Annotated in this window: 15 protein-coding genes; 7 read left to right on the forward strand and 8 right to left on the reverse strand. The window is 72.6% G+C overall.

Annotation, left to right across the window (positions count from 1 at the left end; genetic code table 11):
* The first annotated feature begins 60 nt into the window (after positions 1-60).
* The 5 genes from OH802_RS19880 to OH802_RS19900 all read left to right on the forward strand — a co-directional run bounded on the left by OH802_RS19880 (position 61) and on the right by OH802_RS19900 (position 4,790).
* Positions 61-843 (forward strand): DeoR/GlpR family DNA-binding transcription regulator, encoded by a 783-nt coding sequence (locus tag OH802_RS19880; RefSeq protein ID WP_406021332.1) that lies wholly within the window; start codon positions 61-63, stop codon positions 841-843.
* Positions 840-1,793 carry a 1-phosphofructokinase family hexose kinase gene (locus OH802_RS19885; protein WP_406021334.1) on the forward strand — a complete coding sequence of 318 codons (954 nt, stop codon included), beginning with the start codon at positions 840-842 and terminating at the stop codon, positions 1,791-1,793. Before OH802_RS19880 ends, OH802_RS19885 begins: the two co-directional genes overlap by 4 nt.
* Positions 1,790-3,850, forward strand: a complete 2,061-nt coding sequence (locus OH802_RS19890; RefSeq protein WP_406029352.1) for a fructose-specific PTS transporter subunit EIIC — start codon at positions 1,790-1,792, stop codon at positions 3,848-3,850. Before OH802_RS19885 ends, OH802_RS19890 begins: the two co-directional genes overlap by 4 nt.
* A gap of 29 nt (positions 3,851-3,879) precedes the next feature.
* Entirely contained in the window at positions 3,880-4,137 is a 258-nt protein-coding gene (locus OH802_RS19895) for an HPr family phosphocarrier protein (protein WP_406021336.1), read from the forward strand.
* Positions 4,138-4,214: 77 nt separating this feature from the next.
* Positions 4,215-4,790, forward strand: coding sequence for a DUF5134 domain-containing protein (locus OH802_RS19900; RefSeq protein ID WP_406021338.1), 576 nt, complete (start codon positions 4,215-4,217; stop codon positions 4,788-4,790).
* 20 nt (positions 4,791-4,810) lie between these two features.
* Here OH802_RS19900 and OH802_RS19905 read toward each other — a convergent pair whose 3' ends face one another.
* The 8 genes from OH802_RS19905 to OH802_RS19940 form a co-directional block, all read right to left on the reverse strand.
* Positions 4,811-6,088, reverse strand: coding sequence for a pyridoxal-phosphate dependent enzyme (locus OH802_RS19905; RefSeq protein ID WP_406021340.1), 1,278 nt, complete (start codon positions 6,086-6,088; stop codon positions 4,811-4,813).
* Between the two features lie 2 nt (positions 6,089-6,090).
* Positions 6,091-7,470: an alanine racemase gene (locus OH802_RS19910; RefSeq protein ID WP_406021342.1), complete on the reverse strand. Its 1,380-nt coding sequence runs from the start codon at positions 7,468-7,470 to the stop codon at positions 6,091-6,093.
* The gene (locus OH802_RS19915; protein ID WP_406021344.1) at positions 7,467-8,684 is read right to left on the reverse strand and encodes a copper chaperone; all 1,218 of its coding nucleotides are present in this window, start codon (positions 8,682-8,684) and stop codon (positions 7,467-7,469) included. Before OH802_RS19915 ends, OH802_RS19910 begins: the two co-directional genes overlap by 4 nt.
* A gap of 3 nt (positions 8,685-8,687) precedes the next feature.
* Positions 8,688-9,872 (reverse strand): aminotransferase class V-fold PLP-dependent enzyme, encoded by a 1,185-nt coding sequence (locus OH802_RS19920; protein ID WP_406021346.1) that lies wholly within the window; start codon positions 9,870-9,872, stop codon positions 8,688-8,690.
* Positions 9,873-9,890: 18 nt separating this feature from the next.
* Positions 9,891-10,055: a hypothetical protein gene (locus OH802_RS19925; RefSeq protein ID WP_406021348.1), complete on the reverse strand. Its 165-nt coding sequence runs from the start codon at positions 10,053-10,055 to the stop codon at positions 9,891-9,893.
* A gap of 281 nt (positions 10,056-10,336) precedes the next feature.
* Positions 10,337-11,293, reverse strand: coding sequence for a formylglycine-generating enzyme family protein (locus OH802_RS19930; protein WP_406021350.1), 957 nt, complete (start codon positions 11,291-11,293; stop codon positions 10,337-10,339).
* Positions 11,239-12,576, reverse strand: a complete 1,338-nt coding sequence (locus OH802_RS19935) for a threonine aldolase family protein (RefSeq protein ID WP_406021352.1) — start codon at positions 12,574-12,576, stop codon at positions 11,239-11,241. The genes OH802_RS19930 and OH802_RS19935 overlap by 55 nt, the downstream gene beginning before the upstream one ends.
* Positions 12,560-12,706, reverse strand: a complete 147-nt coding sequence (locus OH802_RS19940; protein ID WP_355225610.1) for a hypothetical protein — start codon at positions 12,704-12,706, stop codon at positions 12,560-12,562. The genes OH802_RS19935 and OH802_RS19940 overlap by 17 nt, the downstream gene beginning before the upstream one ends.
* Before the next feature lie 144 nt (positions 12,707-12,850).
* Between OH802_RS19940 and OH802_RS19945 the strand changes: the two genes are divergently transcribed.
* Both OH802_RS19945 and OH802_RS19950 read left to right on the forward strand, forming a co-directional pair.
* The gene (locus OH802_RS19945) at positions 12,851-13,951 is read left to right on the forward strand and encodes a flavin-containing monooxygenase (RefSeq protein ID WP_406021354.1); all 1,101 of its coding nucleotides are present in this window, start codon (positions 12,851-12,853) and stop codon (positions 13,949-13,951) included.
* Between the two features lie 32 nt (positions 13,952-13,983).
* On the forward strand, positions 13,984-15,606 hold the full coding sequence (locus OH802_RS19950; RefSeq protein ID WP_406021356.1) for a LuxR C-terminal-related transcriptional regulator: 1,623 nt from the start codon (positions 13,984-13,986) through the stop codon (positions 15,604-15,606).
* The last annotated feature ends 10 nt before the right edge of the window (positions 15,607-15,616 follow it).

Here is a 15,616-nt window from a genome sequence, read left to right on the forward strand (position 1 = left end):
GCCTAAAACAACATATGTGGGCATTCACAACGCCGAAACCCACCTGAAACCACACCGATCATGAAGGAGGCCGCGATGTACGCCGAGGAGCGACAGATCGCGACGGCCCGTCTCGTCGCCGAACGCGGGCGGATATCCGTGGCCGACATCGCCGAGCGGTTCGAGGTCACCACCGAGACCGTGCGGCGAGACCTCTCCACCCTGGAGCGACGTGGCCTGGTCCGCCGGGTCCATGGTGGCGCGGTGCCGGTGGAGACCATGGCCGTGCTCGAGTCCGCGCTCGGCGAGCGCGAGCAGACCTTCACCGCACAGAAGGACCGCATCGCCCGGGCCGCGCTCGCGCTCCTCCCCACCGCCGGCGGCACCATCGCGATCGACGCCGGCACGACGACCAGCAGGTTCGCCCACGCTCTCCCTCGCGACCACCAGCTCACCGTGGTGACCCACGCGGTCCCCGTCGCGGCCATGCTGGCCGGCAGCCCTCAGATCGAGCTCCACCTGCTGCCCGGTCGCGTCCGTCCGGCCACCCAGGCCGCGGTCGGCGCCGAGACGGTGGACGCGCTGAGCCGCCTGCGGGTCGACGTCACCTTCGTGGCGACCAACGGGCTGACGCTGGCCCACGGCCTCTCCACCCCGGACCACGAGGAGGCCGCGACCAAGCGCGCGCTGGTCAACGCCGCCCGCCGGGTCGTGTGCCTCACCGACTCCAGCAAGATCGGCGTCGAGACCACGCTCCGCTTCGCCGCGCTGGGCAACGTCGACGTGCTCGTCACCGACAGCGACATCGACGACGACGTCGCCGACGAGCTCCGTGAGAGCGGCCTGGAGGTGCTGATCGCATGATCGTCACCCTGACCGCCAACCCGAGCATCGACCACACCGTGATGCTCACCAGCCCGCTGCGCCGCGGCGAGGTGCTGCGCGCCCACACGACGACCTCGCAGCCCGGCGGCAAGGGCGTGAACATCTCCGGAGCCGCGTACGCCGCGGGCGTTCCCACCCGCGCCGTGCTTCCCTGCCCCGACCTCGACCCGATGGTCACCGAGCTCCGGGCCTCGGGCCTCGACGTGGTCACCGTCGGACCCGCCGGCCGGCCGCGGATCAACACCACCGTGACCGAGCCCGACGGCACCACCACCAAGCTCAACGGACCGGGCGCCACCGCGACCCCGGCGCTGCTCGACGCCCTGGCGGCCCGGCTCGTCAAGGAGGCCGAGCAGGCCCGCTGGGTCGTCCTCGCCGGATCGCTGCCGCCCGAGGCGCCCTCCGGTTGGTACGCCGAGGTCGTGAGCGCGCTCCGCGCCACCGGCACCCGCATCGCCGTCGACACCAGCGAGGCACCCCTCGAGGCGCTCGCCGCCGGGCTCCCCGCCGGCGCGCCCGACCTGCTCAAGCCCAATGCCGAGGAGCTGGCCTCGATCACCGGTTCCGACTCCCTCGACGACCCGGCCGCGGCAGCCGCGGCGGCCCGGACCCTGGTCGACCGCGGCGTCACCGCCGTGCTCGCGACCCTTGGCGGAAACGGTGCCGTCCTCGTCTCCGAGGAAGGCACCTGGCACGCCACGCCGCCGCCCACCGAGGTCGTCAGCACGGTCGGTGCCGGCGACAGCTCGCTGTTCGGCTATCTCCTCGCCGACCTGCGCGGACTCTCCGCCTCCGAACGTCTCGGGCTCGCCGTCGCGTACGGCAGTGCAGCCGCCGGCCTCCCCGGCACCACCCTCCCCACCCCACCCCAGGTCCGTGCCGACCTCGTGTCCGTACGCGACCTCGACCCCATCACCGGAGGACTCTGATGTCCGCACTCATCGCCCCCGAGCTCGTGGCCCTCGACGCCGATCTCGGCCATGACAAGCACGACGTCATCCGTGCCCTGGCCCAGCGCGTGGCCGACTCCGGCCGGGCCGCCGACCTCGACGCGCTCGTCGCCGACGCGCTGGCCCGCGAGGAGGTCTCCGCCACCGGCCTCCCCGGCGGCCTGGCCATCCCGCACTGCCGTACGTCCGGGGTCGACGAGCCCGTGGTCGCCTTCGCCCGGCTCTCACCCCCGGTCGACTTCGGCGGCAAGGACGGCCCCGCCGACCTCGCCTTCCTGATCGGGGCACCGGCGGGCGGCGACGCCACGCATCTGACCATCCTGACCAAGCTGGCCCGTGCGCTGGCCCGTCCTGAGTTCGGCCAGACCCTCCGGGAGACCGACTCGGCCGAGCACGCTGCCCAGACCATTCTCGACGCGGTCGGCGAAGTGCCGGTCGCCGCTCAGAAACCGGCGCCGGAGCCCGAACCAGCCCAGACCGCGACAGAGAAGCGCACCCTGGTCGCGGTGACCGCCTGCCCCACCGGCATCGCCCACACCTACATGGCGGCCGAGGCCCTCGAGGCCGCGGCCGCGCGGGCCGGCGTGGAGATCGCGGTCGAGACCCAGGGCTCGGCCGGGGCGACGCCGTTGCCCGCCGAGACGATCGCCCGCGCTGACGCCGCCATCTTCGCCGTCGACGTCGGTGTCCGCGACCGGAGCCGCTTCGCCGGCAAGCCACTGGTCTCCTCCGGCGTGAAGCGTCCGATCGACGACGCCGACGCGATGATCGCCGAGGCGCTCGCCGCCGCCGCTGACCCGAACGCCGCCCGCGTGGAGTCCGGCAGAGGCGACTCGTCGGAGTCCGCCGGCACCGCCTCGGAGAGCTGGGGCGGACGGACCCGCCGAGTCCTGATGACCGGCGTCTCCTACATGATCCCGTTCGTCGCCGCCGGCGGCCTGCTGATCGCGCTGAGCTTCCTGCTCGGCGGCTACGACATCACCGACGTCTACGGCGCGGTCATGGTCGACAACACCCTGACCAACCTCCCCGACGTACAGGCCCTCGGTCTCGACCACGCCCTCTTCGACAGCGGCCTCGCGGTCTACCTCGGCGCCCTGTTCTTCGTCATCGGCAAGACCGCGTTCATGCTGTTCATCCCCGCGTTGGCGGGCTATATCGCGTACGCCATCGCCGACCGCCCCGGCATCGCCCCGGGATTCATCATGGGTGCGCTGGCCGCCAACCTGTTCGGCGTCGTCAACGCCGACGGCGTCGCGGCGCCGGCGACCGGCTTCCTCGGCGCGATCGCGGGCGGTGTCCTCGCCGGCGTGATCGCCCACTGGGTCAGCGGATGGCGCGTCCCGAGCTGGGCGCGCGGTCTGATGCCCGTGCTGGTGATCCCGCTGGTGACCTCGATCCTGGCCGGCCTGGTGATGATCATCGTCCTCGGCAAGCCGATCAACTGGCTGATGGAGCAGCTCACCGACGGCCTCGCCGCCCTGGACGGCACCAGCGCCGTCGCCCTCGGCGCCGTGCTCGGCCTGATGATGGCCTTCGACATGGGCGGCCCGCTCAACAAGGTCGCCTACAGCTTCGCCGCCACCGGCGTCGGTGCCGCCTCGCTCGCCGCCGACTCCCCCGAGCTGCGGATCATGGCCGCGGTCATGCTCGCCGGGATGGTCCCGCCGATCGCGCTGGCGCTGGCCACCGTCGTACGCCCCCAGCTCTTCACCCCCGCAGAGCACGAGAACGGCAAGGCCGGCTGGCTGCTCGGCGCCTCGTTCATCACCGAGGGAGCGATCCCCTTCGCCGCTGGCGACCCGATGCGCGTCATCCCGGCGATCATGGTCGGCAGCGCGGTGACCGGCGGCCTCTCCCAGCTCTTCGACGTCGGCGTCCGCGCACCGCACGGCGGCATCTTCGTCCTCTTCGCCGTCACCAACGTGCTCGGCTACCTGATCGCGCTGGCCGCCGGTGTCATCGTCGGCGCCGGCATGGTGATCGCCCTCAAGTCCGTCGGCCGCGCTCCGGTGCCGGCCGCCGCGACCAGCTGACCCCTTAAACACACCACCGAAGGAGCATCATGCCCACCCAGACCGTCACCGTCGGCTCCGCCGTCGGCCTGCACGCCCGCCCCGCCGCGATCATCTCCGAGAAGGTCGACGAGCTCGGCGCCGAGGTCACCCTCGCCGTTCCCGGTGGCGAGCCGGTCGATGCGGCCTCGTCGCTGCTGATCATGACGCTCGGCGCCGCCAACGGCGACAAGGTCGAGGTCACCGGCCCCGACCAGGCCGCGGTCGACACCATCGCCGCGCTCGTCGCGCAGGATCTCGACGCCTGAGCCAGCCGTTTGCCGCACCGCGGCACCGATATCGGCGACCGGCCTCCTCGGCGGCGTTGCGGTAGTACGTTGTGGGTGTGGTCGATCCTCCCTGGGACCTTCTGCTGACCGTCGCGTTCGTGCTCACCGGCACCGCAGGGATCTGGATCCTCGTGGTCTGCCCACCGTCGGGCACGGAGACCGTTCTCCACCTCAACCACGCCGTGATGAGCGCGGCGATGATCCTGATGATCTGGGTGATCGTCTCGGACGTCGCCGTCTGGGCGCAGGTCGCGCTCTTCGCGGTCCTGGCCCTGGCGCTGCTCCCGGCCCTGCGGGGCGCGAGCGACAGGGCCCGGCGCGCGGACCTGCTCGGTCATCTCGGCCTCAACGCCGCGATGATCTGGATGCTCGCCGCGATGCCGCTACTGATGGCTGACGTGGGCGGTCTCGAGGGTCATGCGGGTCATGGCAGCGCGGTGGCGATCGCACCGGCCGGCCACCCTCCTGGCTGGGCGATCGCGGTCAACTCGCTGTTCGTCGTGGTCTGCGCGGCCGGAGTGCTGTGGTGGCTGGTGCGGGCGACCGCGGTGCGCGAGCACCGCCTGCCCGCCCTCGGCCACGGGCTGATGGCCGCCGGGATGGGCACGATGCTCGTCCTCCTTCCCGCGTGAGGGTGTGACGTACCGACGGATCAGACTCCCGCGAGCGGGCGGCCGCTGTCGCGCCAGCCGAGGACGCCGCCCTCGAGGTTGTAGGCCCGACGACCCGTCGCGGCGGCGCGAGCCGCGAACCGCGCCGACCGGTCACCCGTCGGGCAGACGAACACCACCCGGGACGCCTCGGAGAACGGCATCCCCGCCGCCATGACCTGCTCGAGCAGGTCGTCGCGGAGGTTGATCGCCCCCGGGATGTGACCGGCCTGGAACGCCAGCGCCGTGCGTACGTCCACCACGACCACATGCTCACCCGCCGCGGTCCACGCCTCGATGTCCTCAGGCACCGCTGAAGGCGCCTCCTCGGCAGGAGCGGGGCTCGCCGCGCCGAACAGGTCAGGACGACGGTGGCGGTAGTAGGAGAGGTACGGCTCCATCCGGTCGCACGCGATGACGACCGCCGTGACCGGGCCCCCGGGGCCGGACAGGAGCCGTTCCCGAGCGGCGGCATAGGCCGCCCCGGTGGTGGGGCCGGCGAGCACGCCGTGCCGGGTGGCGAGCTCGAGGCTCGCGGAGATCGCGTCGGCCGAGTCGACGGCGGCGATGGCGTCGTAGAAGCCGGGGTCGAAGAGCCCGACCTCCCACATCTCGGCCGCCGAGCGGATGCCGGGGATGAAGTCCCCCTCCGCCGCGACGACGCCGACGACGGCGGTCTCCGGGTTGCGCTCGCGCAGGTACGTCGCAGCTCCTCGGGTGGAGCCGGTGGTGCCGAGCCCGCCCACGAGCAGGTCGACCGGGCCGGCGTCGCGGTAGATCTCGCGACCGGTCTGCTCGTAGTGGGCTCGCAGGTTGTCCTCGTTGGTGTACTGCGAGGTGTGGTGATAGCGGCCGGGCTCGCCCGCCATGAGGTCGCCGATCACCCCGAACACGTCGTTGGGCGCGGTCGGGTCCGGGCACTCCGAGAGTCCGGGCATCTCGGTCACCTCGGCGCCCAGCAGCGACAGCATCTCGCGGACCTCGCGCACCCGGACCCGGTTGGTGAAGGCCCTGAACCTGACCCCGTGCATCGAGGCGATGATCTGGAGCGCCTTCGCGGTGTTGCCGCTCGATGCCTCCAGGACGACCTGATCCTCCTCGACGATCGTCCCGATGTGGTCGCGCAGCAGCGCCCAGGCGACCCGGTCCTTGACGGAGCCGAACGGGTTCGCCGACTCCAGCTTCAGGAAGATCTCGGCCTCGGGCACTCCATGGGCGGCCGGATCGAGCCGCAGCAGCGGGGTGTCGCCGATCATGTCGAGCACGCTGTCGTAACGCATGGTCAGCTCCCGTGGTGGTCGTCTGCGACGAAGGCGAACCGTTCGCCGTCCCAGACCGCCGCGACCTTGGGCGGCGGCGGATGCCCGCCGGCGGAGGAGGCCGACAGGTCCATCTGATAGGCGGCGGTGTTGACGAACGCGAGTACGTCGCCGCTGCTCGGTTCGGACTCCAGGAACACCTTGCGGCGGCTCACCAGGTCGGACTCCAGGCACAGCCGGCCGGCGAGGAACACACCCTCCGCCGGAGGCTCACCACTCCCGCCGACGAGCACCGGGTCCAGCAGGACCTCCTGGTCGGCGGGGGTCACCTGGTTGCGGGAAAGGTCCAGCACGACCAGGTCGCGCCCGGCGGCGCGCTTGCGGTAGAGCACCGAGGCCAGGGTGACTCCGGCGTGGTCGACCAGGGCCTTGCCCGGTTCGATCCACAGCGTCAGCATGCACTCGCGCAGGACCTCGGCGACGGGTCGCCGCTCGATCTCGGCGGCCAGGAACCGCTCCAGGACGTCGGTGGCGGGGCGGTGGTTGCCGTACTTGTGCGCGGCCGGTGCCCCGGCCACCGCTCCAGCTCGCCGGAGCCCGAGGTCGTGACCGGGCCACACCAGCTCCCCCGGTGCGGTGGCAACCGCCTGCGAGTAACGCTGGAACGGCTCGGGCTCCTCGACGAAGCGCTGGCGGAATCCGCCGCCGATGTCGATCACCGAGGGCCGCAGGCCCTTCCGGTGGGCGGCCGCCACGACCGCCATCGACTCGGTCAGCGCGTCCACCCGGGCTGCCGGGTCGGCCGTGTCGAGATGGAACGCGACACCGCGCAGATCGAGGCCGGGGGCACGGCGTACGGTCTCTAGGGCGGCGTCGGCATCGGCGAGTTCGATCCCGAACCGGGACTGCGGCACCGCCGGCGAGGCGAACCCGGAGAGCCGCAGAAGGACCGGGACGGCGCTGCCGGCCGGCGCGGCAGCGGCGAGCCGGTCGAGCTCCCAGAGGTCGTCGGCGTTGGCGGTGACCCCCAGCGTGGCGACCCGCTCGATGAACGTCGGCGACTTCGGACCTGTCGCCTCGATCCGGTCCGGCGTGAACCCCGCGGCCAAGGCCCGGTCGAGCTCGGCCGCGGAGGCCACGTCCGCACCGAGCCCGGCGGCGGACGCCTCGGCGAGCAGTGCGGTGGAGGCGTTCACCTTGTGCGCATAGAAGATCTCGTACGGCACGCCGTGACGCCGCAGGACGCCCGCGAGCGCAGTGGCGTTCTCGGCCATGACCTGGGGAAATACCACGTGGAGCGGTGACCCGAACCGCTCGATCGCCTCGGCCACGGCAGCAGCGTCGGCGAGGAAACGGGCGGCGATCGGGTGCCGCGCGGCCGGGAGCGGGAAGCGTTGGCTCACCCGTCGGCCACCGTGTAGCCGGAGTCGCGCAGGTCGGCGAAGACCCGGTCGCGCTGCCCGGCGTCGGTGAACCTGGCCCGCACCCGCTTCCCGTGCAGGTCCACCTCGATCAGCTCGGCCGCCTGGGCGTCGAAGACGGCCGTGATCGTCACCCGACAGTGCCGGCAGGTCATGTCAGGGACCCCGAACTCGTGCTCCCCCGCCGCGAAACGTACGTCCCTCGCGGCGGACTCGGGGATCTCGGCGATCCGCACCGACTCGACCGCGGACCGGAACGCCCCGGTGAGCGCCTCGGCGACGGCCGCGAGCGGCTGGACGCGCTGCCCGTCGACCTGATGGGCCCGCTGCCCGAGGCAGACGGGCCGCTCCCCCGCCGGCAGCAGGGCGTACTGTCGCGAGATCTGGTCGAGCTCGACGTGGTAGCGCTGGATGGCGGCACGCACCCCCAGCCCCTCTTCGCGGGCTCGGTCCATCACGTCGTGGGCGTCGGCGATGGTGCGGCGCTTCATCTCGGCGAGCAGCGCGACGGTGTCGGCGGTGTAACGCAGCCGGCCGCCGGTCCCCTCCAGGCTCGCGGGGATCATGCCTCTGCGGTAGGTGGAGGCCTGCAGCTCCCAGAACCAGGTCGAGGCCACCGTGCCGTAGAGCCCGGAGTCCCACATCGCCTCGGCGAACTCGACCGGGTCCTCGATCCCGACCTGTCCGGCGAGCATGCCGTGCTGGACGAGCGCTCGGCCGGCGGCCTCGGCTCCGACGCGGAAGATCTCGGCAGGCTCCTGGTCGGTGGTCGTGTCGGCCAGGACGTCGAGCGCGTCGTCGTCGAGCGCGTCCGAACGCGCGGTGACGGGATCGGCCTCGGCGATCGCGTCACCGACGGCGATCACGGCCTCTCGGGCCGCGATCGGCAGGATCGGGCCGAGCGGGCCCGGCCCGATGTGGCCGCTGTTCGCGATCCCACGGGAGTCGCGCCAGGTGATGCGGTGCGTCGCGCTGACGACCTGGTCGGGTCGGCACGGCCGCATGTAGGACTCCAGGTAGCGCCGCTGTCCGGTCGTCAGCGGTCCCCCGGGTTCCGGGCTGAGCTCCTCGACGCGGTAGTCGACCGACACCTCGGCGACTGCCGGGGCCGGGCCGGCCAGGAAGTCGGCACCGGCGACCTCGGCCAGGATGCGGGCGGCGTCGGCGCGGTCGTACCTGATGCCTTCGTTCTGCACGTGTCAGTCCCTTTCGGCAGCGGCGGCGAGGCCCTGCAGGAGTCGGTCGACGTCGTTCTCGTCGTTGTACAGGTGGAAGCTCACCCGGACCGCGTCCTCCCGCGGCCCGTCCAGACAGTGGTCGCCCGCGCGTACGTACACACCGTGGCGTTCGAGGGCGAAGGCCACGTCGGCGCCCGCCTGGCCGTCGAGGGAGAAGGCGGCGATGCCGCTGTGCGGTCGGCCAGTGTCGACCGGCGGCCCGAGGAGGGCGACGCCTCCGATCCGGGCGGCGCCGTCGGCGAACCGGGCGGTGAGCATGGCGAGGTGGCCGCCGACGCGGTCGAGGCCGATGGTGTCGAGGAACGCTGTCGCGCTCGCGAGCGCCGCGGCGCCGGCGCCGTCGAGGCTGCCCTCCTCGGCGGCGTCGGTGAGCGGCGAGACGTGTCGCGCCGGCCCGCTCCGCGCGGCCGCCCGGTCGACCGCGATCCGATGATGCTGATCCCGGCGTACGTAGACCGTGCCCGTGCCGGGAGGCCCGAACATCTTGTGGCCCGAGACGACGGCGAGGTCGGCCCGGGATTCGGCCAGACGCAGGGGCAGCCGCCCAGCGCTCTGGGAGCAGTCGAGACAGACCGTCGCTGCCGGCGGGATCGCCAGGGCGTCGAGGTCGGCCCGGGTGCCGTGGAGATTGTGTACGTCGGTGACGACGACGACCGAGGTGCGGTCGCTCGCCGCTCGGGCGAAGTCGTCGGGGTCGATGCGCCCCAGCCGGTCGCGACGGTACGCCACCGCCCGGACGCCCTGGTGTCGCATCCGCTCGGCGAGCCGGAGCCACGGCCGAACCGTCGAGAGGTGGTCGCCGGGGCAGTAGAGGATGTCCCCACCGTTCGCTAGAGCCGCGGGTCCCCAGCGGTCGGCGAGGAACGCCATCGCGCCGGTGGCGCCGCGGGTGAAGGCGACCTCGTCGGCGAACGAGGTGCCGAGGAACGCGGCGACGGTGGCGCGTGCCTCCTCGAAGCGGCGCAGCGCGTCCCGGGCCCACGGGTGTCCGCCCCTGCCGGGGTTGGCGACGGGCCCGCGCAGCTCGGCGGTGAGCTGGGCGATGACCGGCTCGGGACAGGGGGTGCCGGACGCGGCGTCGAGGTAGACGAGATCAGGTTCGGCGGTGAGGGCCGGAAAGTGCTGACGGGAGCCGAGGCCGGGCACGGACGACTCCTCGGCCGGTCAGGGTTCGCGAGCGATCGTGAATCCGGCCTTGGCGAGCGTGGATCTGACGACCCTCGGCTCAAGCGGTCCGTCGGCGGTGACGCGGGCGCTCGACACGGCACCCGGGTTCAGGTCGACCACGACCCCCTCGACGCCCTCCAGGCCACCGAGAGCGCTCGTCACGGTCTCGACACAGCGGTGACAGGTCATTCCATCGATGCGCACTTCGAACTGAACCGACATGAAACTGCCCTTCAGTAGGACTTCGGTGGTCGCCCAAAAATATCACCGAACGAGTGGCCGCGAGGTCGGTTCGCGTCGGTCGGCGCTCAGGCTGTGACCTGTGCGAGCCCGCGACCGACGAACAGCACGCCGAAGGCGAGGAGCACCACGATGCTGATGACGTGGTTGTGGGCGAGGAGCCATCCGGTCGCGGACCGGAGCCATCCCCGGGGGAAACCGGTTCAGTCGCCTGTGCGCGCGACGCAGCGGAACCCGACGTGCGAGGTCGTGTCCCGCACCCCGTGCCCCTGGCGCGCGGCGGGCCGGTAGCGGCGGCAGTACTGCGGCGAGCACAGGTGCGACCCGCCCTTCGTCACCATCCGATCGGTCTCCTTGACCTTCTCGGCGCCGGTGCCGGGGCGCTGGCTTCCGCCGCAGCAGGAGGGCGCAGCGACGTCGACCTGCCGCGAGGGCGCACCCGCCCCGGCCCTGCCGTGAGGTGGGGCGATGAGGTCACGGTGGTCGGGCGTCCACGGAGTGCGGGTCCATTCCCACACGTTGCCGACCATGTCGTAGAGACCATGCCCGTTCGGCGAATAGGAGGCGACCGGGCTGGTGCGGTCGTGGCCGCGCGGGTCTTCGCTGCGCCACGGCCACTGTCCCTGCCAGGTGTTCGCCATCAGGCGCCCGCCCGGGGCGAGCTCGTCACCCCACGCGTAGTCGGCGCCGACGAGGCCACCGCGGGCGGCGTGCTCCCACTCGGCCTCGGTCGGAAGCTCCTTGCCGGCCCAGCGGGCGTACGCCACGGCGTCCTCCCAACCGACGTGCACGACCGGGTGGTCCGGGACCTCGGTCCAGTCCGCCACCTGGCGTCCGGGCCGGCTCCCCACGTCGGCTGCGGGGCCGTCGGGGTGGCGCCACTGGGCACCGGGCTGCCAGCGCCACCACCGGGTCCAGTCGTGCAACGGGACCGGACCCGGCGCCTGCGTGAACACCTGCGAACCGGGCACCAGCAGTGCCGGGTCGGCACCCGGGAAGTCGGCGGGGTCGAGATCGCGCTCGGCGACGGTGACGTACCCGGTGTCGTCCACGAAGGCCGCGAACTGCGCGTTCGTCACCGGGTGCGGATCCCACCACACATCACTCACGGCGACCTCGACCACCGGGCGCTCCTCGGGGTAGAAGCGATCGCTGCCCACCAGATCCAGGCCGCCGGGGACGAGCACCTGCCCGGTCCTGGCGGTCGGTGAGGTCTCGACCTGATGGGAGCCCATCTCTCAACATCCTCCGGTAGAAGCGTGGGGTATCGCGATGCGTCGAGCGTAGGAACGGGGCGGTCCCCGACGCACCACCCGAGACGGGTGAGGCGCCGGGCAGGGCCGGGGCCGCAATCCAGCAGCGCGGCGAGGTGGCCGGCTACGGTCGAGGGATCCAGGCCGAGGGCGCCCTGGCCGACCGTCATCTCGGTCACCATCCGACCCGGTTCCTCGGCCGCCGTCCAGGGTCTGCTGAATGCGAGCGACTGCTCCTCCAGCTCGGCGAGGAGACGGGTGTTGACCTGGTCCGGGTCGCCCGCTGCGTACAGCAGGAAGGTGTTGGTGTGCGGCACGGGTGGCTGGACGGTGATGTACGCCGGAAGCGCGGCGGCCAACGCCCTCCCCCAGATCACGCACTGGCCGATGTGCGGGAGCCGGTCCCGCAGGCCGACCAGCGCGGCGACCGCCTCGGCGGTGGACCGGTAGAGGGTGCCACCCATGCGGTGGCGCCACAGCCGGGCCTGCGCGACGAAGTCCTCATCGCCCAGCAGCGCGGCGCCGGCGAGCCCGCCGAGACCCTTGTAGAAGCTGGTGTAGACGGTGTCCGCGAGGCCGGCGATGTCAGCCAGCGGCTTGCCGAACCACTGCTGCGACTCCCAGATCCGGGCGCCGTCGAGATGGAACGCGGTCCCGCGCTCACGGCACGCCTCGGCCAGCTCCGCGAGCTCGTCGAAGGTCGGCAGCAGGCAGCCCGCGTCGCGCAACGGGATCTCGACCAGACACGCAGCCAGCGGCCCCGGGATGGCGTCCAGGTGAGCCTTCGTGGGAGTCGTACGCCCGGTGGTGAGGTGTTCGATCAGCAGGTCCTGGAGGATCCTCGGCCCGTCGTCCTCGTGGACGAGCAGGTGCGAGAGGTCGGGCATCGCGACCCGTCGGTTGCCCGCGTTGTCCGCGTGGATCCGCAGCGCCACCTGCTGCGCCATCACCCCCGAGGGGAAGTACGCCGCCGGCTTCCCGAGCAGCTCGCCGACCTCCGCCTCGAGCCGCGCGACCGGCCCCCGCTCGGCATAGACGTCCCACTCCTCGATCCCCAGCTCCCGGCACGCCTCAGCCAGCCCGTCGAACACCTCCGCCGGGCTCGCATACGCCGGGAACACACTCTCGCGGCAGGCGATCATCGCCGCCCGTAGCCGCTGCTCCAGAGACTGCTCAGTCGCCGTCCCCACCGCCGTCGACCGCCTCTCCGCCACCTTCGGGGCCGCGCGGGATCACATCCTCGAGCTGGTAGGCGATCGTCTCCTCCAGTGGCACCGACGGCGGGAGCTTGCTGAAGTCTTCCGGGGGCTGGTTCGTCATCCTCCGAGTATCGCCCCAACTCGGCGCTCCGTGCCCGGAATTCCCGGCAGCTGCCCCATGGGTAGATCGACCCACTACCCACCGCAGGCGAATGCGCCATTCGACCGACGCGGAGCCGCGACGTGCGGACCTAGCGTCATCAGCATGGACACCACACACATCGAGACGATCATCATCGGCGCCGGGCAGGCCGGCTTGGCCACCGGCTACCACCTGCGGCGCCGTGGCCGCCCGTTCGTGATCATCGACGCGAACGCGCGGGTCGGCGACAACTGGCGGCGCCAGTGGGACTCGCTCCGGCTCTACTCCCCTGCCAAGTACGACTCCCTGCCGGGCCTGGCTTTCCCGGCGAAGAGATGGTCGTTCCCCGGCAAGGACGACGTCGCCGACTACCTGGAGACGTACGCCCGGACCTTCGAGCTGCCGGTGCGGCTCGAGACCCGAGTCAGCGGACTCGAGCGGGACGGTGACGGCTTCCGGGTGACGACGGACCGGGGCACCTGGACCTGCGACAACGTCGTGGTGGCGACCGGCTCCTTCGGCCGTACGCCGAACGTCCCGGCCATCTCGGCGCAGCTCGACCCGTCGATCCTGCAGCTCCACTCCAGCGAGTACCGCCGCCCCGGACAGCTGCGCGAGGGCCCGGTGCTCGTCGTCGGCGCCAGCCACTCCGGCTGCGACATCGCCTTCGAGGTCGCCGAGTCCCGGCCGACGATCCTGGCCGGCCGAGACTGCGGCGAGATCCCGCCGCGTCTGGACTCGCCGGTGATGCACGTGATCTTCCCCGTGCTGCTCTTCGCGTGGCGGCACGTCATCACCCGGCGTACGCCGATCGGCCGCAAGGAGATGCCCGAGGTGCGGCGTCACGGCGGGCCGATGCTGCGGGTGAAGCGCTCGGACCTGGCCGACCGCGACGTCGAGCGGGTCACCTCGAGGGTCGAGGAGGTCCGCGACGGGCTTCCCGTGGTCGACGGCGCTCCGCGCGAGGTCGCCAACGTCGTGTGGGCCACCGGCTTCCGGCAGGCCTTCGACTGGATCCATCTTCCGGTCCTCGACGAGGACGGCTGGCCGCGAGAGATGCGCGGTGTGGTGGCGGAGGCCGACGGGCTGTTCTTCTGCGGCCTCAGCTTCCAGTACGCCTTCAGCTCGATGCTCCTCGCGGGCGCCGGCCGCGACGCGGCCCTGGTCGCCGACCGGGTCACGGCCCGGATGCGGCAGGCCGCACCCCACTCGCTGGCCGCCTGATCCGAGTACGCTCTCCAGTGGAGGTGCCTGCCGTGGCCGACATCCTGCTGGAGAGCGCCCGCGCCGACTTCGTCCGCGGTGACTGGGGCGCGGCGTACGCAGCCTGGTCGGGAGCCGACCCGGAGGTGCTCTCGGCCGAGGAGCTCGAGGACTTCGCCGTCGCCGCCGAGCTGACCGGACACCACGACGACACCGTCACCGCCCTGCACCGGGCCTTCCGCAAGAGCCAGGACGCCGCCGACCTCGGCCGCTCGGTTCGCTGCGCCTTCCGGATCACGATGACCGCCCACGTCCACGGGGAGAGTGCCCTGGCCCGCGGCTGGACCTCGCGGGCGGAGAACCTGGTCGCCGACCTCGACGACGGCGTCGAGCTCGGCTGGGTCGACTTCCTGCGGATGTTCCGGGCGCTGAGCGCCGGCGACTTCGCCACGGCGGGCGGCTTCGCCGACAAGGTCGCCGAGCGCGGCCGGCGCTACGACGACCCCGACCTCACCGCGCTGGGGCTCTGCTCCCAGGGCCGGATGGCGCTCTACTCCGGCCGGGTCGCCGAGGGCCTCGCCCTGCTCGACGAGTCCATGATCCGGGTGATCGCGGGCGAGGCCTCCCCGGTCGTGGCCGGGCACGTCTACTGCACCGCGATCGAGGGCTGCCAGGAGATCAGCGACTTCGGCCGGGTGGCGGAGTGGACCGCGGCCCTCGAACGCTGGTGCGCGGCTCAGCCCGGGCTGCTGACGTTCACCGGCCAGTGCGCGGTCCACCGTGGCCAGCTGCTGCGGCTCCACGGCGAGTGGCAGCAGGCCCTGGAGGAGTTCGAGCATGCGACCCGCCGCTACCAGGAGGTGAACGCACCGGATGCGGCCGGGCTGGCGGCGTACGAGGCCGGCGAGGTGCTCCGGCTGCGCGGCGATCACACCGAGGCGGACGCCGCCTACGAGCGCGCGGCCGACCGGGGGTTCGACCCGCAGCCCGGCCTCGCGCTGCTCTGGTCGGCTCGCGGCCAGGGCGCGGCGGCGCTCGCCGCCGTCGAGCGGCTGCTGGTGGAGACCGATGGTCCCGTGCAGCGATGCCGGCTCCTGCCGGCCGCCGTCGAGGTGCTGCTCGGTGCCGGCGAGGCCGACCGGGCCCGACAGGTCGCGGACGAGCTGGACGGGCTCGCCGGACACTTCGGTTGCGTCTGGCTCGAGGCCGCCGCCGCGCACGCGCACGGCGCGGTCGAGGTCGCCGCGGGAGACCCCGCCGGTGCCCTCCCCTACCTGCGCAAGGCCCAGCAGCTGTGGGCCCGGGCCGAGGCCACCTACGAGCGGAGCCAGGCGCGGCTGCTGACCGGGCGCGCACTGGCCGGCGTCGGCGACACCGAGTCGTCCCGGCGCGAGCTCGAGGCGGCTCGTACGGTCTTCCGCCAGATCGGCGCCCGGCCCGCCGCCGACGAGGCCGACGGTCTGCTCGCACCCGCGTCCCTGCCCGCCGGCCTCACCGCCCGCGAGGCCGAGGTCTTGCGCCTGGTCGCCTCCGGCCGCAGCAACGCCCAGATCGCCGCCGACCTGGTCCTCAGCGAGAAGACCGTCGCCCGCCATCTCTCCAACATCTTCACCAAGCTCGACGTCCGTTCCCGCACCGCCGCCACGGCCTTCGCCTTCGAGCACGGCGTCGTCTGAGCACGAGGGT

It is taken from the genome of Nocardioides sp. NBC_00850 (genome assembly GCF_045207335.1).
Taxonomy (GTDB): domain Bacteria; phylum Actinomycetota; class Actinomycetes; order Propionibacteriales; family Nocardioidaceae; genus Nocardioides.

Bases quoted from the DNA above. Each gene is read 5' to 3' on its own strand.
- OH802_RS19880 (WP_406021332.1), top strand. From the start codon at position 61: ATGAAGGAGGCCGCGATGTACGCCGAGGAGCGACAGATCGCGACGGCC.
- OH802_RS19885 (WP_406021334.1), top strand. From the start codon at position 840: ATGATCGTCACCCTGACCGCCAACCCGAGCATCGACCACACCGTGATG.
- OH802_RS19895 (WP_406021336.1), top strand. From the start codon at position 3,880: ATGCCCACCCAGACCGTCACCGTCGGCTCCGCCGTCGGCCTGCACGCC.
- OH802_RS19905 (WP_406021340.1), bottom strand. From the start codon at position 6,088: ATGCGTTACGACAGCGTGCTCGACATGATCGGCGACACCCCGCTGCTG.
- OH802_RS19940 (WP_355225610.1), bottom strand. From the start codon at position 12,706: ATGACGAACCAGCCCCCGGAAGACTTCAGCAAGCTCCCGCCGTCGGTG.
- OH802_RS19945 (WP_406021354.1), top strand. From the start codon at position 12,851: ATGGACACCACACACATCGAGACGATCATCATCGGCGCCGGGCAGGCC.